Here is an 18,580-nt window from a genome sequence, read left to right as displayed (position 1 = left end):
AATGTAAGAGTGGAGGTGGGGAAATGAAGGATCCGCATTATGAACAGATCAGGCAGGTTGATGTAAGAGTTTCTGAAATGAAGGGAGCATCATACAGAACAATTATTGATTTTGATGAGCTTAAAATTTCAAGGATGAGCGAGCATGCTTACCGGTCTGTCAGGTTTCCGGCGGCGATCATAGCTCCTCAGACAAAGGATATCATCATCGAAAAACTGAAGCACCTTCACCTGTTTGAGTGGGAGGATGCTTATTTGGGCGCCAGTCATCATTCAACAGATAATACCCATTGGCATATTACGATTCAACTCGATAACTGCACGATTGAGAAAAAAGGCTACAATCAGTTTCCTGCTGAATGGGATAATTTTATGAGGATATTATTGTGATAAAAGAGCAAAGATTATAGACATAAGTATTGATTATTGATATATATTATTTTAATCGAATTTACTTATAACAATACCCCCTATACACTTGAGTAAAGGGGGTATTGTTATGGATTTTTTTCTGGTTTTTATTACCGGAATTGTTGCCACAACCCTAGGTACACTTGCTGGTGGAGGAGGCTTGATCAGTCTGCCTGTCATGCTATTGTTAGGTGTTCCGATTCATTCTGCAATCGGTGCCAATAAAGTTTCAAACACGATCAGCTCTTATTTCTCTTTTTTATACTTGTTGAGAAAAAAGGAATTGGACTTCAGAAAATCTGTATGGATCATCCCGGTCAGTTTGTTTGGGGGAGTTGCGGGAGGAGCCATTGCTGCTGTCATAACTTCTGAGCAGTTATCTGTGCTGGCCATCATTTTACTAGTTTGTGTATTTATTTCTTCTTTCCTCAGAAAAACGATCTTTAAAGGTGACCGCAAGCTTATTCCAAGTTTTAAGTCTGTTACCGGTGTGTATGGAATTGGCCTATATGACGGTTTATTCGGTCCGGGTCAAGGGACACTGATGCTCTATTTATTCAGCAGTCTGAACCTTTCATATATTAACGCTGTGGGGCTTGTCAGGTTGGCGACTTTTTCAAGTTGCTTTGGAGCAGCGATTACATACATTGCCGCAGGATCGATTATCTGGTCTCTGACTATTTCACTCATGGCCGGTTCGTGGTTGGGTGCACAATTAGGTGTCAGGGTAGCGAGAAAAATAAAGCCCGCTATCATCTCACCAATTCTTAAATCAGTGACTTTCCTTTTGATTTTACAACTTATATTTGACCAGCTCTGAAGCGTTCCACGTGAAACATTACCTATGGAAAATCCATTTGAACAGCCTTGGTGATTTTTTATAGATAAACGCGATCCGGTTAAGCAGGAAAGCGGGTATCTTTTTAGGAAACCAGGGTCTTGAATAGAGCGGCCATCCACCCTTTAAGTCATCCCACTGGGAGTCATCCTCTTTTAGCTGACGAAACCTTGCCAGGTCGATTAATTTCACGTGATCATCAGGTAAAACAATCATATTCCGCAGGTGAACGTCTGAAGGTGTCAGACCGGCATTTCTCGCTACTTCAAGTGCTTCATCTACCTCTTCAACATAACGCTTCTTAATAAAAGTGCCGTCAGTGAGACAGGTGAAAAACGTCTTTCCTTCAACGTAATCAATAACGAGATAATTTGGTCCGCTATCATAGATCGAAGGATAAAAGTGGCTGTCACTCAGCAGCGAATAAATCTCTGCTTCCTCCTGCGCGATGGATTCAAACTCCGGGAAAAATACCTTTACGACCAGATCTTTCCCTTTGATTCGAAATGCCGCAGCACTTCTGCCAATCCCGATGCATTCCAGGTCGGGATGATGGTCTGTGACAATTGTTTTTTTATATTGATGCGCAAAGACAATGCTTTCCGCATAATGACGGTAGGATTCCATTTCAAGCACTCCTCTTAGGCGATTCGGTTCAAATCGTTACCTATCATCATACACTACTATCCCAAAAATCAATAAAGCTATGTATTTGGTATAATGAGTAAAAATCATGAAAGAGCTGCAGGAGTGAGACAATGAATCCATGGGAAGCGACACACCCCGTTACAATAAAAGAGGCACAGGTAAGGATAGAAGAGGCTTATCCGGAGCTGAGACCTGTAAAGATTAAAGATTTAGGAACAGGCTTTGACCACACCGTATACATGGTAAATGAACAATGGGTGTTCCGTTTTCCGAGAAGAAAGCTTGGGCTCGAAGCCATGTACATAGAAAACAAAGTTCTTACAAGCCTTGAAAAGATAGCCTTTGAGGGCGGATTTGATTATCCGAAACCCGTTTACTTTCAAAAAGGACAGGATGAAAACGATTCATATGTCGGTTTTTCTCTGGTGAACGGGAAGGTTTTGACTGATCTTGAAGACACGGACTGCTTGAATGAAGCAGCTGACAAGATTGGGCACTTTCTTAAAAAACTTCATGCACTCCCGATTGCGTGTATAGATGCAGAGCCTGACCATTTGAATCGGCTATCCACTGCTCTGAGAAAAAAACACTTTTATGACATAGCAGAGGAGGCATCTCCGGTTATTCCTGAAAAGCTCTATCAGCAGCTGCTGAGTTATCTCGACCAGCTGGAAGAATGGAAGAATCCTGCAGGTACCGTGCTTGTTCACGGGGATCTGCACCCTAAAAACCTGATTGCCAGAGGAGGAAAACTTTCAGGAATCATCGATTGGGGGGATGCCCATATTGGTCACCCTGCATCTGATCTTTCAATTGCTTTTCAATGTATTTCCCCTGAATTCAGAAGCCGCTTTTTTGCTGCATATGGAAGCGTTGATGATGAGACAATTAAGCTTGCCCGTTTCAAGGCTGCTTTTCTCAATACCGTTTTGCTGCGCTATGCAAAAAGTACCGGCGACCAGCAGGTACTGCGCTGGGCGCTGGCCGGTCTGGAGAAATCCCTGAGCTGATCCTTACTTTTCAGCATAGACCGAAATGACATGTGCCAGGTCATCATTGCCGAAGACCTGCATCACATTAATGAGCGTTCCTGCATCGATCTCTAAATCTGTTGAAACTTGATCCTCTATAAGCTGTTTTAACAGTGAGTTGGCAGGTTGCGTAGGGTAAGCTTCTTTATACAGCTTTTCAGGGTCGAGGTTTTGTTCCTGACACCACTGGATAAACAATAGGACCATAATTTTTTCATCTTCCTGATACTTTTGAATAATATATTGCTCCATTTCTTTTTGATTCATCTTAAAAGTCCTTTCTTGATCAAAATATGAATGACTGCAGGGTTACCCGCTGTAAAAGGAGTCTGTAATGGAAAACTGGCTGACTGAGATTATGAATGAATACGGATACTTTGGTGTGTTTTTTCTCATTGCATTGGAAAATATTTTCCCGCCGATTCCTTCTGAGGTTATTTTAACATTTGGCGGGTTTATGACGGTGGATTCAGGATTGACGATCCCGGGAGTGGTAGCTGCATCGACTGCAGGGTCAGTGGCGGGGGCCATTGCACTTTACTTTCTCGGTGTGCAGCTTGATGTGGAACGGTTGGAAAAGATCATTGATCGCTGGGGGAAAGTGTTACGGGTAAAAAAAGAGGACCTTCATCGGGCGGATGCCTGGTTTGATCAATACGGACCATGGACCGTTTTCTTTTGCCGATTCATTCCACTGATACGAAGCCTGATATCAATTCCAGCCGGCATGTCTAACATGAACATCTGGGTATTTCTCGGCTTTACAACCGCAGGAACACTGATCTGGAACATCGTGTTGATCTACCTTGGCGCTTCTGTTGGAGACTCATGGGAAACAATCGTACACCGCATCGAAGTCTATTCGAATGTCGTTTATGTGATTCTTGCTGTATTATTTGTTGCAGCTGTGATTTATTACTTGATTAAAAGACGTGGAAGAGCATAAAAATGCTTATTTCCCTTCATCTGCCTGATCATTCTTCCTGGATTATGGAAGAGGGTCAGGCATTTTTCATACATTTAATCATTAGTAGATCAGTTATGAAATAGAAAAAAATGAAATTAATTCTCAATTGAGTATTGATAATGATTTTCATTTGTAATACAATCATATTGCAAATGAAAATCATTATCACCAAAGGAGATTAAGAACATGAGTAAAAAGCTATTGTTATTTATCGTTGCATGTCTTGTTTCTGCTCTTGTGCTGGCAGCTTGTGGCGGCAGCGGAGAAGAGTCAACAGATGCGACTGAGTCAGATAATGCATCAAATGCTTCAGAAGAAACAGAGTCAGGTTCAATTGAAGTAGAGCACGCGATGGGCACAACTACGCTTGAAGAGAAGCCAGAGCGCGTTGTGACACTTTATCAGGGAGCAACTGACACTGTGCTGGAATTTGGCGTAACACCAGTTGGCGTCGTTGAGTCATGGGTACAGATGCCAATGTATGATTATTTAAAGGACGATCTGCAGGATGTTACATATGTAGGGCAGGAAACACAGCCTAACCTTGAAGAGATTGCCGCATTAGAGCCGGATGTCATTTTCGCTTCCCAGATCCGTCACGAAGAGATTTATGAGCAGCTTTCTGAAATTGCTCCAACAATCGTAAATGAAACCATTTATGATTTTAAAGAAACAACGAATCTTATTGGTAGTGCGCTTGGTGAAGAAGAACAGGCTGAAACGCTACTGGCTGATTGGGACAGCCGCATCGCTGACTTCCAGGAAAAGGTCAGCACGAATGAAAACTGGCCAATGAGTGCTGCGGTATTGAACTACCGTGCAGATCACGCGCGTATTTACGTAACTGGTTTTGCCGGGTCGATTCTTCAGGAAGCTGGATTTGAAGAGCCGACTGAGCTTCAGGGACAAAATGAAGAAATCGTAATGTTAAACGATAAAGAAGCAATTCCTCAGATGAATGCAGATGTAATCTTCCAGTTCATGGAGGATACTCCGGATGTTCAGAACACATATGAAGACTGGACTGCACACCCGCTTTATCAGAACCTAGAAGCTGTTAAGAATGACAACGTATTTACAGTAGATGAGGTTGCATGGAATATGGCTGGAGGCTTACAGTCTGCCCACCTGATGCTGGATGATATGTACGAGTATTTTGAGCTTGAGGAATAAGATTTGAGTGAGGGGGAGGCATTTTGCGTCCCCTTTTTCTCATGAAAGAAGAGGCGTTACTATGTTACGTTCCCCTATATTAAAACTAATCGGACTGATCGGACTGCTCACTACCGTCGTCTTTTTGTTCCTGACGAGTCTTGCAGTTGGACAGACGTCTATTCCCTTATCTGAGACGTGGGAAGCGATCATCAGCTACGATCCAAATAATACAAACCACCTCATTATTGGTACTTCCAGATTATCAAGAGGCATTATTTCACTCGTGATTGGCATGAACCTTGCGCTTGCAGGGGTTTTTGTCCAGGCGCTTACAAGAAATCCGCTTGCAGCACCCGACCTGCTCGGAATTAATGCAGGGGCCATTTTCTTTATCGTTTTTGCCATTACCTGGCTTGAGGTGTCTTCACTTACAGGATATATGTGGTTTGCCTTCCTCGGTGCCGCGATCGCAGGGGGGACTGTTTTCTTTCTGGGCAGCCTCGGGCGTGATGGACTTACACCAATCAAGGTTATCCTGGCGGGTGTGGCACTGTCAGCACTTTTTGTATCGTTTACTCAAGGGATGCTCGTATTGGATGAACAGTCTATTCAGACGGTCCTGTTCTGGATTTCAGGATCAGTGGCAGGTCGTGACCTTGAGATGCTGTTATCTGTCTTGCCATTTTTACTGATTGCCTTAATTGTCAGTCTGTTTATGGCTCGTCCGATGGGTGTCTTTTCATCAGGTGATGACGTAGCGAAAGGGCTTGGACAAAAGGTCTGGCTGACCAAGCTTGTCATGGGCATGCTGGTTATTATTCTTGCCGGAGGCTCAGTTGCAGTGGTGGGATCAGTCGGTTTTATCGGGCTGATTGTTCCGCATATGGCGAAGAGTCTGGTGGGGAATGATTATCGCTGGATCCTTCCTTACAGTGGCCTGCTCGGAGCAGCTGTGTTGTTATCAGCAGATATTGTTGCGCGTGTGATCATTGCTCCTCAGGAAGTGCCGATAGGTGTCATGACCGCCTTTATTGGCGGACCGTTCTTTATTTACCTTGCTAAAAAAGGAGTGTCAAAGAAATGAAGCAATGGACATTCCGTTTGTTTAATGACCGCATCTCTATTCAGCTGTCAACACGCTGGCTGCTGGTGACGGGTATCTGGCTATTGGCAGTAACAGGTTTATTTCTATTGAGTCTATCTGCAGGTAGTAACTGGATTCCGCTTACAGAAGTTTTTATGCAAATAACGGGTCAGATCGATCAGCATACTTTTGTCGTTGAAACGCTGCGCTTACCGCGTGCGACGATGGCCATTTTAGTAGGAGCAGCGCTTGGTATCGCAGGTCTGATTCTTCAAAGCCTTGTCAGAAATCCGCTCGCTTCACCTGATATTATCGGAATCACAAGCGGTGCTTCCCTCGGAGCCGTGACGTTTATTTTCTTTGGTGCAGGTATCATCAGCATGCAGTATCTGCCACTCGCTGCGATTGCCGGAGGACTTCTTGCCGCGTTACTGATCTATCTCATTTCATGGAATAAAGGGGTCACGCCGATCAGGCTGGTCTTAATTGGTGTTGGACTTTCAGCCATCATGAAGGCATGTGTGACTTTTATGCTTGTGATGAGTGAAACAGCTACTGCAACGACGGCTTATATTTGGCTGACTGGCAGTATTTATGCAGCATCCTGGAGTGAAGTGACGTCGATGATCTGGTGGCTGCTGATTCCAATTCCATTCCTTGTCGTACTAGGTAGAGGACTGAATGTGACGGAGCTTGGAGAGGATTTTTCAATCAGTGTCGGCATTCGTGTACAGCTGCAGCAGTTTATCTTTTTAATGTGCAGTGTGATGCTGGCAGGAACCGCCGCTGCCTATGCAGGTGGAATCGAGTTTGTCGGACTAATGGCTCCTCATATCGCAAGACGGCTCGTTCATCGATCATTCCCCGGACTTGCAGTCACAACGGCATTAATAGGCGCATTTCTGGTGTTGATTGCAGACCTGATCGCGCGCACTCTGTTTTTGCCACTCGATATTCCGGCAGGTGTATTCACCGCTGCAATTGGTGCGCCATTCTTCCTGTATCTGCTGTTCCGCTATCGTAATCAGTGATTTTCGTCACTAAATTTGTATAAAAGGAGAGAGGTCATGGATTTACAATCATATCGCGTGGAAAAGAAAGAGGGCAGAACAGGCATTTCCATTAAACAGCTGGAGGATCCGGAAGTCATTGCGGAGGTAGTCGGACGGTATGCACGCGTAAGTGATATTGAACTTGAATCAACAGCAGCCTCGCTCGTGATGAAAAGATATGCAGTCATGACGGCAGCCGCAGCCCTTGAGTACTATGGGCTGAAGCGTGGGAAAGTGAACTGGCTTAAAGAGGCGGAATTTCACTTTGACCACTTTGTCCTCCTTGAAAGTGACGATCATGAAGAGATGAACCGTGATTGGAAAACCGTTGTGTTTGCAGAACACTTAACACCGATGGTTCAGCGCTTCTCAAAAACATGCAAAATACCGCAGAAGATCTTATGGGAAAATATTGCGGTGCGTATGCAGGCTGTGTTTCGAAAAAAGGCTGGTGATTACAGCCAGGATCAGCTGGAAGAGCTGTTTTGCGAAATGACCGCTCCGGATGCACCGTGGACAGGCCTTGAAGTGAATCCATTCACAACATACCTGCAGCGTCCGGATAGCTGGGATGTCGTTCCGGTCAGGGAAACGTGCTGCAGGCTCTATCAGATCAAACAGGGTGAGGAACAGCCTTATTGCGGGAACTGTCCATTGAGATGAAGCGGGGGGCAGAGAGATGGACTGTTTGGGGAGGGGAGTGGGTACTTAGTCATTATCCTGCGAACCTTCCTCAACATCCCGCGAACCAGCGTAAAAATCTTATGAACCACCTCGAAAATTTTGCGAACCACCCCAAAAATTCTGCGAACTCCGGCCAAAATTCTGTGAACCTCCCGCCATCAAACCCGAATCACTCACTACTCACGATCAAAAATCCCCACCTGCTCAGGCGGCCAGACTTGAACCTTTAACTGCTTTGCAAAATGAAGCAATTCAGGCTGATCAGGCAGTAAGATGCCTGCACTTTCCGCGACACGGTTTATGTTAAATTCAGCATAAGCGGGCTGCAGAGTCCACTGATCATGATAAATAGCACCCTTTAGAATTTTCCGTCCCTTTAACACAAATAAGACATAACGCTCTGTAAGCCAATATTCAAGCGACCCTTTCACCGTTTTAAATGAATCTCCATCTGCACCGTACACACCATCAAAATCCCCGAAAGGTGCCCGCGTATCAGTCCGTCTGCTTTTAAAATGAATGCGATTTTCCGCATGTACTACACTCATGTCCGCATGCAAATAAGGAAGTGCGTAAGAAAAATTCGCAAGCTTAACGGCAAGCGGACTATTGGCATCAAGACTGAAAAAATAAATGCCTGCCTCACCATTAAAAGTAACGTACGTTCTTACATTCAATTCAGCAAAGCGTCTCTTATACGTAAACAGGGAAAGCCCCCGGAAATAAATATGGCTCATTTCAAAAGGAACCACGCTGACCCAGGCTTGCCCCTCAAACGTATCAAGCGTAAGACAATCGGGAATCAGTGGACGAAGCTCCTCTGCAGGCACTGGATAGTGGGCAAAAAGTAGATCATTCCAGGTCTGTCCCATCAGCCATTTCTGTTTATTTGTCTTTCGTTTCATGTCATGCACCACCTTCTTTTTCATCCTATAAAATTAGCCGGAAAGAATCGAAAAATAATTTTTTACAATCGGCTGCTTTTCAACAGGATTTCCACTATCTGTTCCGAATATATAAGGTAAGTGAAAAAAAGGAGTGAACAGGATGTCTTTAAATGCATATCTGAATTTTGATGGCAATACGAGAGAAGCTGTGGCGTTTTATCGCGAGGTATTTGACTCACCGGCTCCGGATATTATGACATTTGGGGAGCAGCCGCCTAATCCTGAGTTTGAGATTCCTGAAGAAATGAAAGATCGCATCATGCATGCAGCACTGAAAGTAAACGGCAGTATGCTGATGTTTTCGGACACATTTCCAGGTACATCGTATATTCAGGGGAATCATATTTCACTGACGGTCTGGCTTAAGGATGAGGCACTTTTGAGAAAGCAGTTTGACCGGATCAAGCAGGGTGGAAAGGTCGATATGGAGCTGCAGGAAACGTTCTGGAGCAAGGCGTATGGGCAAGTGACGGATCAGTTCGGCATCATCTGGCAATTCAGCCATGAGGGAGAGAGTGAAGACGTTTAAATCGTGGATAATGGGGTAAATTACCTTTGTGACCACGTAAAACAACGGTAAGGTGGCGGGCAATGAATCGCTATTTTGCTGCATTGTAGTGAACTGCCGGGAAGACAGCGGCTTTCTTAAGAAAAAAGGAACCAACAAACCGAATTGGCGATTAAGAAAGAATAATATCTTCCCACCCAATAGATGTATACGCGCAAACCTCCGGCTGGCGGCCGGAGGTTTTTTCACGTTCTTAAAATGAATTTCCTGTAAAAAAACCGAGAGCTGCAAATAAAACCCCTGCTGCATAGGTCAGAAAAAGGTAGGCGATCGCCCGACCGGTTCTGCGTTTCATCATAAGCTTTACGATTTCTACGTAAAAGGTTGAGAAAGTTGTAAAAGCACCTAGAAAACCAAGGGCAGCGAATGCATACAAATATCCGTTTACGCCAAGAGAAAGCACAAAGCCAAGCAAAAAGGAGCCGAGCAGATTAACGAGTAAGGTTCCATACGGCGTATGCTGCCGATTCAGTTTCATTGAGACAAAGGCACGGCAAATCGCTCCGAAAAATCCGCCTGCCGATAATAACACAATGGTCATTGGACTTTCCTCCTTTTCTCAGTAGAGTTACCAAGGAGCATTCCGAGTGATGCAAAGCATAGACCGCCAAGTAAGCTTAATGTGAAATAAAGCAGGGCGACCCCATAATGTTCGCTCTGTAAAAGAATCACAAGCTCGGTGCTGACGGCAGACATGGTCGTAAACGATCCGATTAATCCTGTTTTAACCGCCAGTTTCACCTGAGGAGAGGCGCTCCAGTTGGAATCTGCCTGTGAAGATAAAAACCCGAGAATCAAACAGCCAATCAGATTAACCGAAAGTGTTCCGAGTGGGAAGCCCGAGACAGGCGGTAAAAGCAGGCCGGTGAGATACCTTAGCATACTGCCAATGGCTCCGCCGATTCCAATCCATATGTAGGTCATTCATTGTCCTCCGTTCGAATCTGATACAATTTACATTAAGCATTCCATAAGAGATGGTCAAGAGGAGTGAAATAGTTGGAGAAGGCTTACGTGTGGCTTCTGTTGCTGGCAATTGCCGGAGGGCTCGGAGCCAGAGCAGGACACAGAAAAAAGCATAGGTGGGATGGTGCTTGGTCACTTTTGTGAAAAATCCCGACACGGTTTACAAGATAACACGATATTAAAAAGCCAGCCTCTCATTCCCGAGGCTGGCTTTGCGCTTATTTCTTAACTGTGTATTGAGCAAGGGTTTCTTTTACCTTTAAGTAAGCTTCTTCAAGCGTTTCTGCTTCAATGACCACATCATTCCGCTCTTCATGACGACTGATCGAGTGCTCGTAGCGGGGGTCGTAATAATGAACCAGAAGCATTTTGAAGGCTTCCCGGAATTCTCCTGCTTCTAAATGATCGCGAATATCTTTCGCAACCGGCGTATGCATTCTCCGTTCGATCCGGCTGAATGCTTCTAAAAAGGCATCCTTTGACTCGTCCGGATGATAATCGTCAAGGATATTTTGAACGCGTACATCAATTGGCAACTTAACAAAGATCTGAGGTGCGCGCTCTTTTTTCTCAAATAAAAAGTCCGGCATATGAACGCGGCCGATCCGGCGGCTTTCACCTTCCATCAGTAAATAAGGAGAATCCTTAAAGCGCCTCAGGTCAGTGATTAACAAAGAATCGAACTTTTTCTGATTGTTAGGTACCAGTCCAATCTGTCCGAAAATGGATCCTCTGTGACCTGCATATCCCTCCAGATCAAGAACAGGTTCATTTTCCTCCTGAAGCTTCCGCAAAATTGCTGTTTTGCCAGAGCCGGTATAACCGTTTAATACGAGGAGCTGCGCACTAAATTCATAATCCTCCAGTGCCTGGACGACCCATTGACGGTACGTACGGATGCCACCGGTTAAGCGGTTCACATCAAGTCCCATAAAGTCTGTAAAGGTAGCCGCTGCTTTACTCCGCATCCCTCCGCGCCAGCAAAAAACTGAAATCGGGGCATCAAGCGCCTTAAGCTGCTCGACGAATACAGGAAGCTTCGCAGAGAAAATCTCGAGTCCGCGTGCTTTTGCTTGTTCCTGACCAACCTGCTTATAAATCGTGCCGATTTCAGCTCTTTCTTCATTATCAAAGACAGGGATATTGATGCTGCCCGGAATCGAACCCTCTTCAAACTCGCCGGGAGAACGGACGTCAACGAGGACCCGCTCTTTTTTCTCATGGGCTTCCATTAAATCATTTAATGTAATTTCACGTGTCATAATTTTCACCTTCAATCTTTATACCACACGAATTTTCCCCGGATGGTCTGCAGTAACTTCTCCAATCATATGAGCATTTACTTCTTTACTGCGTAAGTCTGCGAGCAGCTGATCCGCTTCCTCAGCTGACACAGAAATCAGCAGTCCACCGGATGTTACCGCGTCACATAAAATATAGCGGTCCAGTTGATCCATCTCCTCGGGATAATCCACCTTGCCTTCTAAATGGGCGTAGTTATTGCGTGTCCCACCCGGTACAGAACCAGCTTCAGCCAGCTCGCGAACGCGTGGAAGAACCGGAACATCCTCTTTATAAATGACGAGCCCTGCATCACTACCTGCTGCCATTTCAGACGCGTGACCAAGTAATCCAAAGCCTGTCACATCTGTTGCAGCGTGAACATCATAAGCAGACATCGTTTCGGCGGCTGTTTTATTTAACGTCGCCATTACCTTTGTTACGTTAGCTGTTTCTTCTTCAGTCAGCAGACCGTTTTTAAGAGAAGTAGTAGAAATCCCGACACCAATCGGCTTCGTTAAAATCAGCTTATCACCAGGTTTAGCGCCTGCGTTGGCTCTCACTTTATCAGGATGGACCGTTCCTGTGACTGCTAATCCGAATTTCGGCTCTTTGTCATCAATAGAATGCCCGCCAACGAGTGTGACGCCGGCTTCTTTCAATTTATCGCCGGCTCCGCGGAGGATATCAGTCAAAATACTTTTATCTAAAGTAGAGATCGGAAATGCGACGATATTTAATGCGGTAAGCGGGGTTCCACCCATTGCATACACATCGCTGATCGCATTCGCTGCTGCAATCTGGCCGAAATCATAAGGGTTATCAACTATCGGCGTGAAAAAATCAACGGTTTGTACAATCGCTGTTTCTTCATTAATCTTATACACGCCTGCATCATCACTCGTATCCAGTCCAACAAGCAGATTCGGATTGGCTTCGGCCTGCGGAAGATTCTTCAGTACCTGTGCAAGATCAGCGGGGCCGATTTTACAGCCGCAACCACCTTTAGAGGATAGGGATGTTAAACGTACATTATTTGAACTTGTCATGCTATTCAACCTCTTTCCAAGATAATCATCACTGTCCATAAGTGTAGCACATTCAAGGAAAAATCATGAAGCAGGTGCGCTTTGACTTTAACGGTGACCAGCCTTTCGTGCTTCAATATATCCGTAATAAGCGCATGTGCCGTTGTGATTCGGATCTTTCACTTCAAAACCAAGCTGCTCATAGAATGAATAATTATTGCTTGAAGTATGAGCGAACCAGTCTCCGTGAGGGAGCTTTTGCAGACATAACCCCACGAGCTTCTGACCAATCCCTTTACCGCGATGAGAAGAGTGTACAGCCAGATCCATAATCGTGGCTGCCATAACCTGATCGGACAGTACCCGGACCATACCGATCATTTCATTGTCATCCCAAACTGTATATGCCCAGGTGGAGTTCTGGAAAATCAGCGTAAATTTTTCTTTTTGCCATTCAGGTGTACGGCGTACCCATCCTGCATCTATAAATAATCTCTCAACCTGATCTGCAGGGATATTCTGTGTACCCTCTCTGATTATGTAGCCGTTAAAATACTGATACACGTATCTGCCTCCTTTAAAAGTTCTGCTGTTTGTTTCTATTTATGAAGGCTCATTCCCTTTAAAATCCAAAGATTTGATCTCTTATATGAAATATGTTTTAATAGGAGAGTAAACTCAAAACGTAACGTTTACGATTTAATTAAATAAACGTGATATAAATAAGGAGGCAATACAAATGAAACAGGATATCCATCCGGATTACAGAAAAGTTGTATTCATGGACACAAACAGCGGGTTTAAATTCCTGACTGGTTCTACAATGAAGTCTAATGAAACGATTGAGTGGGAAGACGGCAACACGTACCCGCTTTTAAAAGTTGAGGTCAGCTCTGACACACACCCATTCTACACAGGCCGCCAGAAGTTTGCGGACAAAGATGGCCGTGCAGAACGCTTCAGAAAGAAATACAACATTGGATAATGTCATCACGACCGGAAAGTCCGTGTTCACTTTTTAAGTGGATGCGGATTTTTTTTTTACTGGACTTTTAATCAGTGTTTCCCCCGGAGTGGAGATCGTGATCATAGCAGTTTGGTTCCGCGTCAAACTCATTTTCATCGATACGAAAAGCACTTTCCTTAAAAACCCCTACAAATGACCCCGCTTTTCCAAATAATCAGGATATAACGAACTTTAATACGAATATAAAAACGAATATATTACTAGAATTGAATGTTTCCGAAAGATAGAACGAAAAATTTTCGTGAAAATAATTAGTAAACTACGAAAATAATCTAAAAATTCATATTGACAACGCTTTCTAAGAGGTTTAAAATCCAAATTAACGAAAGATTTTTATTCTATTAAATAATTTACGAAAAAATATTCGTAATTAGTGGGGCTGATACGACATGAGGAAATTTCCAGAAAACTTTGTATGGGGAACCGCTACTTCTTCTTTCCAAATAGAAGGTGGTCGTGATACAAGAGGCGAGTCGATCTGGGATCAATTTTGTAAGAATCCGGGGAAGGTACTGAATGGAGATCACGGCGAGGTTGCGTGTGACCACATTAATCGTTATCCGGAAGATATTCAATTAATGAAAGATTTAGATGTGCCATGGTACCGCTTTTCGATTTCATGGTCCAGAATTTTTCCTGACGGAGACCGGGTGGTTAACGAAGAGGGTCTTGCGTTTTACGACCGTCTGTTAACAGAGCTAGAAGCAAAAGGCATCAAGCCGGCTGTGACACTTTATCACTGGGATTTACCGCAGGCACTGCAGGATCGCGGAGGATGGATGAACCGTGAGATCGTAGAAGAATTCGCTCATTACTGTGAAGTGCTGTTTGACCGGTTTGGGGACCGCGTTTCGAACTGGATTACACATAATGAACCTTGGGTAGTCAGCTGGCTGGGTCACGGTTCAGGCGAGCATGCACCTGGTTACCGTGATATTCCTGCGTTTTTAAAAGCAGCACACCATGTATTACTGTCACACGGCAAAGTGGTTGAACAGTTTCGTGCGAAGCAGCGCAAGGGTGAGATTGGCATTACGCTGAACCTGAACTCTTCTTACGCTGCAGACGAGCAGCCTTCTTCTAAAGAAGCGACTGTAAGATGGGATGGATTCCTGAATCGCTGGTTCCTGGATCCTGTATTCAAAGGATCTTATCCGGCAGATATGCTTGAGCATTACAGTGTGTATACTGATTTCTCTTTTATCAAAGAGGGAGATTTGGAAGCGATTGCAGCACCGGTTGACTTCCTTGGTATTAATTATTACTCCATCTCATACCTGAATCATCAGCCGGGAGCATGGTTGGATGCAGGTCATGAAGGTGGTGGACACCGACGCACAGCAATGGGCTGGGAAGTATATGCAAAGGGGCTTTCAGATCTGCTGATCAGACTGAAGGAAGAGTATAACAACCCGGTTTTATATGTAACGGAAAATGGTGCCGCTTATGATGATGAAGTGACAGACGGCAAGGTAGTGGATTCCGACCGGATTCAATATCTGCAGGAGCACCTGGACGCATGTCTGGATGCAATCGAAGCCGGCGCAGATTTAAGAGGATACTTCGCTTGGAGTTTCCTGGACAATTTTGAATGGGCATTCGGCTACAGCAAACGCTTTGGCCTGGTATATGTTGATTTTGAGACACAGGAACGTATTCCAAAAGAAAGTGCTAAGTGGTTTCAGCAGGTCATTCAGAACAATGGGGTAGAAGTGCAAGTCAAAACAAACTAGGGGGATTAGAAATGAAAAAGCTTTGGAAAACAAGTATTTTAGCAGGTAGTGCAATGGCAATTCTGGCAGGATGTTCAAGTGATGAAAGCGGCAGCGGCTCAGGCAGCGGCGGTGGAAGTGAAACAATCGACATGTGGGTTTTCGGAACAACGGGCTATGAAGAGCTTGCTGAAAAGTACATGGAAGAAAATCCGGACGTTAAAATCAATGTTCAGTCAACTGAGATGGGTGACCACCACAATAACCTGTTCACTGCTCTTTCTGCAGGACAGGGTGCTCCTGACATTGCAATGATCGAAGTAGGGGAAATCGAGCGTTACCGTGAAGCACAGGATCGTTTTGCTAACCTTTATGATTTAGGTGCTGAAGATGTACAGGGTGACTATCTTGAGTGGGTTTGGAACGTAGGACAAAGCGCTGACGGTGAGTTCATGTTCGGTCTGCCGACTGATATCGGTCCAACAGCGATGTACTATCGTAAGGATGTAGTAGAAGAAGCGGGTTATCCAACAGATCCTGCTGAGCTTGCAGCCTCACTTGATACGTGGGAAGCATATTCCCAGTTCGCTAAAGACGTAGCAGAGAAAACTGGAAAGCCGGTTGTTGATAACGCAGAGCTGATCTTTAACGCGAAGCGTGACCAGGCTGATGAGCACTACTTTAACCGTGATAACGAGCTGATTGTTGAAGACAATGCAGCAATCCGTGAAGCATATGATTACACTGTAAGCCTGATTGAAGAAGGCGCTGTAGGAAACATGCCTCTATGGACACCTGAATGGGGTCAGGGGATGGCTGAAGGTTCTTACGCAACACTTCTTGGACCAGCTTGGATGCAGGGTGTTGTAAAAGGTAATGCACCTGATTCTGATCAGTGGATGATCACAACAATGCCTGAAGGCGCTGGTAACTGGGGTGGATCATACCTGACGATCTCTGAAGAATCAGATCAGCAGGAAGAAGCTTACGCGTTTATCGAGTGGCTTGTATCACCTGAAACACAGCTTGAGTCATTCAAAGATATGGGTCTATTCCCATCAACACCAGCAACATATGAGCAGGATGAATTTGTAAACTACACTGATGATTACTTCGGTGGAATCAACACAGCTGCAGTATTCGCAGAAGCAGCAGACCAGGTTAAAGATGTATATAAAGGACGCAACTACCTTCTTGTTCAGGGTGAGATCATGACAGCACTTAATAACGTATTAAGCAGCGGTGGCGATCCGGACCAGGAGTGGGATGACGCAATGGAAAGAATTAAGCAGCGTCTTGAGCGTGAGTAAAATAAGTTCAAAGATGGGTAAGGACCGCTTAGCCGGCTCCTTGCCCTTTTTGATAAAAGGAGATGTCCTGCAACATGGTATCAAACTCTGAGAAATACACCGAGAAAAAAACAAAACGCTCAATGAGTCAGGAAAAACGTAACAGCATTGCCGGATATTTATTCGTATCACCGTTTTTTATCCTCTTTGCGATTTTTGGTTTGTTTCCAATGCTTTTCAGCTTCTACCTTGCCTTCTTTAAATGGAATGGCCTTGGTGAAATGACCTTCAATGGCATAAACAACTTTACGATTATCTTCAATGACCCTATCTTTTGGAAATCTATTTATAACACAGTCGTGATTGGTCTTTTAGGAACCGTTCCACAGCTGATTGTAGCGTTCCTGCTGGCTTATGCGCTGAATGCACAGGCGCTGCGCTTTAAGAATACGTTCCGTGTAGCGATCTTCATGCCTTATGTAACATCGATCGTAGCGGTAGCGATTCTATTCAGTATTATTTTTAACAACCAATCTTTTGGTCTTGTAAACAGTATCTTAGGCGTTTTTGGCGTAGATCCAATCGTCTTCACCCAGTCAGAGTGGGGAGCAAAAATTGCCATTGCCACGATGATTTTCTGGCGTTGGGTAGGTTATAACACGATTATCTATCTTGCCGGAATGCAGAGTATTTCAAGCGATCTTTACGAAGCAGCGAAAATTGATGGGGCAACTCTCAGCCAGCAGCTGCGTTACATCACGCTGCCAATGCTGAAGCCATTTATTCTATTTACCGTATTCATGGGAACAATCGGATCACTTCAGATCTTTACAGAGCCGCTGATTTTCTTCGGTGGAAATCTCCGTGAAGAAGGAATAACGGTTGTAGCATACTTATACCGTGATGCATTTGAGAACAACTTCTTCGGTACAGCATCAGCGACAGCAATTGTGCTGTTCGGGATCATCATGATCTTCTCTGTACTGAACCTGATTATTACAAACCGGCTTGGCCGCGGGAAAGCGAGGAAGGCATAAGATGAAAGCTATTACACTAACTCAGCCAAAACAACTGTCAAGAAAAGCGATCCTTTATTCGTTACTGACCTTTGCCGGCCTAGTATCCCTATTTCCGTTCTACTGGATGTTTGTGATGGCTACCCAGCCAAACCACGTCATTAACCAGACTCCGCCTGCATTACTGCCAGGTTCGGAGCTTGTTACGAACTTTACGAATGTACTGGGTACGATTGATTTCTTCGGAGCGATGATGAACTCTCTGATCGTATCCGTTTCTGTTACAGTGGGAAGTCTATTCCTCTGTTCACTTGCAGGTTTTGCATTTGCAAAGCTTCAGTTTAAAGGGCGCGATGCTTTATTCGTTCTGATCCTTATCACGATGATGATCCCACCACAGCTTGGGCTCATTCCTTCGTATTACATCATCAGTCAGCTCGGCTGGTTAAGTGATCTGAGAGCGATCATCGTTCCTGGTTTAATCAACGCTTTCGGGATCTTCTGGATGCGCCAGTATATTAAAGAGGCGATTCCTGATGAACTGATTGAAGCGGCAAGACTTGACGGCTGTTCAAACTTCCGTATTTACTGGAACGTTGTTACACCGGCGATTCTTCCGGCATTTGCAACGCTGGGTATCATCGTATTTATGAACGTATGGAATGACTTCCTGTGGCCACTTGTTGTACTTCAGGACCAGTCAACTCATACATTACAGGTCGCATTACGTGCGTTGAGTGACTCCTATAATCGTGATTATGGTATGATATTATCAGGCACATTCTGGGCTACCGTGCCATTAATCATCGTCTTCCTGCTATTCAACAAAGCCTTTATCAGCAGTCTTACACAAGGGGCGGTAAAGAGTTGAGTGTGC

General features: G+C 44.7%; 22 protein-coding genes. 14 read left to right on the top strand and 8 right to left on the bottom strand.

The window, feature by feature from the left end:
- Positions 1-23: 23 nt before the first annotated feature.
- Positions 24-389, top strand: coding sequence for a hypothetical protein (locus tag E2491_RS06680; RefSeq protein WP_134374201.1), 366 nt, complete (start codon positions 24-26; stop codon positions 387-389).
- A gap of 109 nt (positions 390-498) precedes the next feature.
- On the top strand, positions 499-1,230 hold the full coding sequence (locus E2491_RS06675) for a sulfite exporter TauE/SafE family protein (protein ID WP_134374199.1): 732 nt from the start codon (positions 499-501) through the stop codon (positions 1,228-1,230).
- An 18-nt stretch (positions 1,231-1,248) separates the two neighbouring features.
- On the opposite strand, the gene E2491_RS06670 is transcribed toward E2491_RS06675, so the two are convergent.
- Positions 1,249-1,875 (bottom strand): protein kinase family protein, encoded by a 627-nt coding sequence (locus E2491_RS06670; protein WP_134374197.1) that lies wholly within the window; start codon positions 1,873-1,875, stop codon positions 1,249-1,251.
- A gap of 131 nt (positions 1,876-2,006) precedes the next feature.
- Here E2491_RS06670 and E2491_RS06665 point away from each other — a divergent pair, with 131 nt between their 5' ends.
- Complete coding sequence (locus E2491_RS06665) at positions 2,007-2,906, top strand: phosphotransferase (protein WP_134374195.1); 900 nt, start codon at positions 2,007-2,009, stop codon at positions 2,904-2,906.
- A gap of 3 nt (positions 2,907-2,909) precedes the next feature.
- Here E2491_RS06665 and E2491_RS06660 read toward each other — a convergent pair whose 3' ends face one another.
- On the bottom strand, positions 2,910-3,194 hold the full coding sequence (locus tag E2491_RS06660; protein WP_134374193.1) for a hypothetical protein: 285 nt from the start codon (positions 3,192-3,194) through the stop codon (positions 2,910-2,912).
- 67 nt (positions 3,195-3,261) lie between these two features.
- Here E2491_RS06660 and E2491_RS06655 point away from each other — a divergent pair, with 67 nt between their 5' ends.
- The 5 genes from E2491_RS06655 (at position 3,262) to E2491_RS06635 (ending at position 7,848) form a co-directional block, all read left to right on the top strand.
- Complete coding sequence (locus E2491_RS06655; protein ID WP_134374191.1) at positions 3,262-3,873, top strand: DedA family protein; 612 nt, start codon at positions 3,262-3,264, stop codon at positions 3,871-3,873.
- A gap of 207 nt (positions 3,874-4,080) precedes the next feature.
- Positions 4,081-5,067, top strand: a complete 987-nt coding sequence (locus tag E2491_RS06650; RefSeq protein ID WP_134374189.1) for an ABC transporter substrate-binding protein — start codon at positions 4,081-4,083, stop codon at positions 5,065-5,067.
- Between the two features lie 61 nt (positions 5,068-5,128).
- Positions 5,129-6,133 carry a FecCD family ABC transporter permease gene (locus E2491_RS06645; protein WP_134374187.1) on the top strand — a complete coding sequence of 335 codons (1,005 nt, stop codon included), beginning with the start codon at positions 5,129-5,131 and terminating at the stop codon, positions 6,131-6,133.
- Positions 6,130-7,164: a FecCD family ABC transporter permease gene (locus E2491_RS06640; protein ID WP_134374185.1), complete on the top strand. Its 1,035-nt coding sequence runs from the start codon at positions 6,130-6,132 to the stop codon at positions 7,162-7,164. The genes E2491_RS06645 and E2491_RS06640 overlap by 4 nt, the downstream gene beginning before the upstream one ends.
- Before the next feature lie 36 nt (positions 7,165-7,200).
- Positions 7,201-7,848 carry an IucA/IucC family C-terminal-domain containing protein gene (locus E2491_RS06635; RefSeq protein WP_134374379.1) on the top strand — a complete coding sequence of 216 codons (648 nt, stop codon included), beginning with the start codon at positions 7,201-7,203 and terminating at the stop codon, positions 7,846-7,848.
- Positions 7,849-8,045: 197 nt separating this feature from the next.
- Here E2491_RS06635 and E2491_RS06630 read toward each other — a convergent pair whose 3' ends face one another.
- On the bottom strand, positions 8,046-8,774 hold the full coding sequence (locus E2491_RS06630) for a YqjF family protein (RefSeq protein ID WP_166805810.1): 729 nt from the start codon (positions 8,772-8,774) through the stop codon (positions 8,046-8,048).
- Positions 8,775-8,916: 142 nt separating this feature from the next.
- Between E2491_RS06630 and E2491_RS06625 the strand changes: the two genes are divergently transcribed.
- A complete protein-coding gene (locus E2491_RS06625) occupies positions 8,917-9,345 on the top strand; it encodes a VOC family protein (RefSeq protein ID WP_134374181.1) in 429 nt (142 codons plus the stop codon).
- Between the two features lie 232 nt (positions 9,346-9,577).
- Here E2491_RS06625 and E2491_RS06620 read toward each other — a convergent pair whose 3' ends face one another.
- The 5 genes from E2491_RS06620 to E2491_RS06600 all read right to left on the bottom strand — a co-directional run bounded on the left by E2491_RS06620 (position 9,578) and on the right by E2491_RS06600 (position 13,223).
- Entirely contained in the window at positions 9,578-9,925 is a 348-nt protein-coding gene (locus tag E2491_RS06620) for a fluoride efflux transporter FluC (RefSeq protein ID WP_134374179.1), read from the bottom strand.
- Complete coding sequence (gene crcB, locus E2491_RS06615; protein WP_134374177.1) at positions 9,922-10,308, bottom strand: fluoride efflux transporter CrcB; 387 nt, start codon at positions 10,306-10,308, stop codon at positions 9,922-9,924. Before crcB ends, E2491_RS06620 begins: the two co-directional genes overlap by 4 nt.
- 260 nt (positions 10,309-10,568) lie before the next feature.
- Complete coding sequence (gene mnmH / locus E2491_RS06610) at positions 10,569-11,612, bottom strand: tRNA 2-selenouridine(34) synthase MnmH (protein ID WP_134374175.1); 1,044 nt, start codon at positions 11,610-11,612, stop codon at positions 10,569-10,571.
- A gap of 18 nt (positions 11,613-11,630) precedes the next feature.
- Positions 11,631-12,680: a selenide, water dikinase SelD gene (gene selD, locus E2491_RS06605; RefSeq protein ID WP_134374173.1), complete on the bottom strand. Its 1,050-nt coding sequence runs from the start codon at positions 12,678-12,680 to the stop codon at positions 11,631-11,633.
- Positions 12,681-12,767: 87 nt separating this feature from the next.
- Positions 12,768-13,223, bottom strand: a complete 456-nt coding sequence (locus E2491_RS06600; protein WP_134374171.1) for a GNAT family N-acetyltransferase — start codon at positions 13,221-13,223, stop codon at positions 12,768-12,770.
- Positions 13,224-13,398: 175 nt separating this feature from the next.
- On the opposite strand from E2491_RS06600, the gene E2491_RS06595 reads away from it, so the two are divergent.
- The 5 genes from E2491_RS06595 to E2491_RS06575 all read left to right on the top strand — a co-directional run bounded on the left by E2491_RS06595 (position 13,399) and on the right by E2491_RS06575 (position 18,574).
- Positions 13,399-13,644, top strand: coding sequence for a type B 50S ribosomal protein L31 (locus E2491_RS06595; RefSeq protein ID WP_134374169.1), 246 nt, complete (start codon positions 13,399-13,401; stop codon positions 13,642-13,644).
- 431 nt (positions 13,645-14,075) lie between these two features.
- Positions 14,076-15,419 (top strand): GH1 family beta-glucosidase, encoded by a 1,344-nt coding sequence (locus E2491_RS06590; RefSeq protein WP_134374167.1) that lies wholly within the window; start codon positions 14,076-14,078, stop codon positions 15,417-15,419.
- 11 nt (positions 15,420-15,430) lie between these two features.
- Complete coding sequence (locus E2491_RS06585; protein ID WP_134374165.1) at positions 15,431-16,708, top strand: ABC transporter substrate-binding protein; 1,278 nt, start codon at positions 15,431-15,433, stop codon at positions 16,706-16,708.
- Positions 16,709-16,782: 74 nt separating this feature from the next.
- Complete coding sequence (locus E2491_RS06580; RefSeq protein WP_134374163.1) at positions 16,783-17,724, top strand: carbohydrate ABC transporter permease; 942 nt, start codon at positions 16,783-16,785, stop codon at positions 17,722-17,724.
- Position 17,725: 1 nt separating this feature from the next.
- The gene (locus tag E2491_RS06575) at positions 17,726-18,574 is read left to right on the top strand and encodes a carbohydrate ABC transporter permease (RefSeq protein WP_134374161.1); all 849 of its coding nucleotides are present in this window, start codon (positions 17,726-17,728) and stop codon (positions 18,572-18,574) included.
- The last annotated feature ends 6 nt before the right edge of the window (positions 18,575-18,580 follow it).

This window comes from Jeotgalibacillus sp. R-1-5s-1 (genome assembly GCF_004405105.1).
Lineage (GTDB): Bacteria > Bacillota > Bacilli > Bacillales > Jeotgalibacillaceae > Jeotgalibacillus.
The sequence above is the reverse complement of the archived record's forward strand: the minus strand, read 5'-3'. Positions and strand labels throughout refer to the sequence as shown.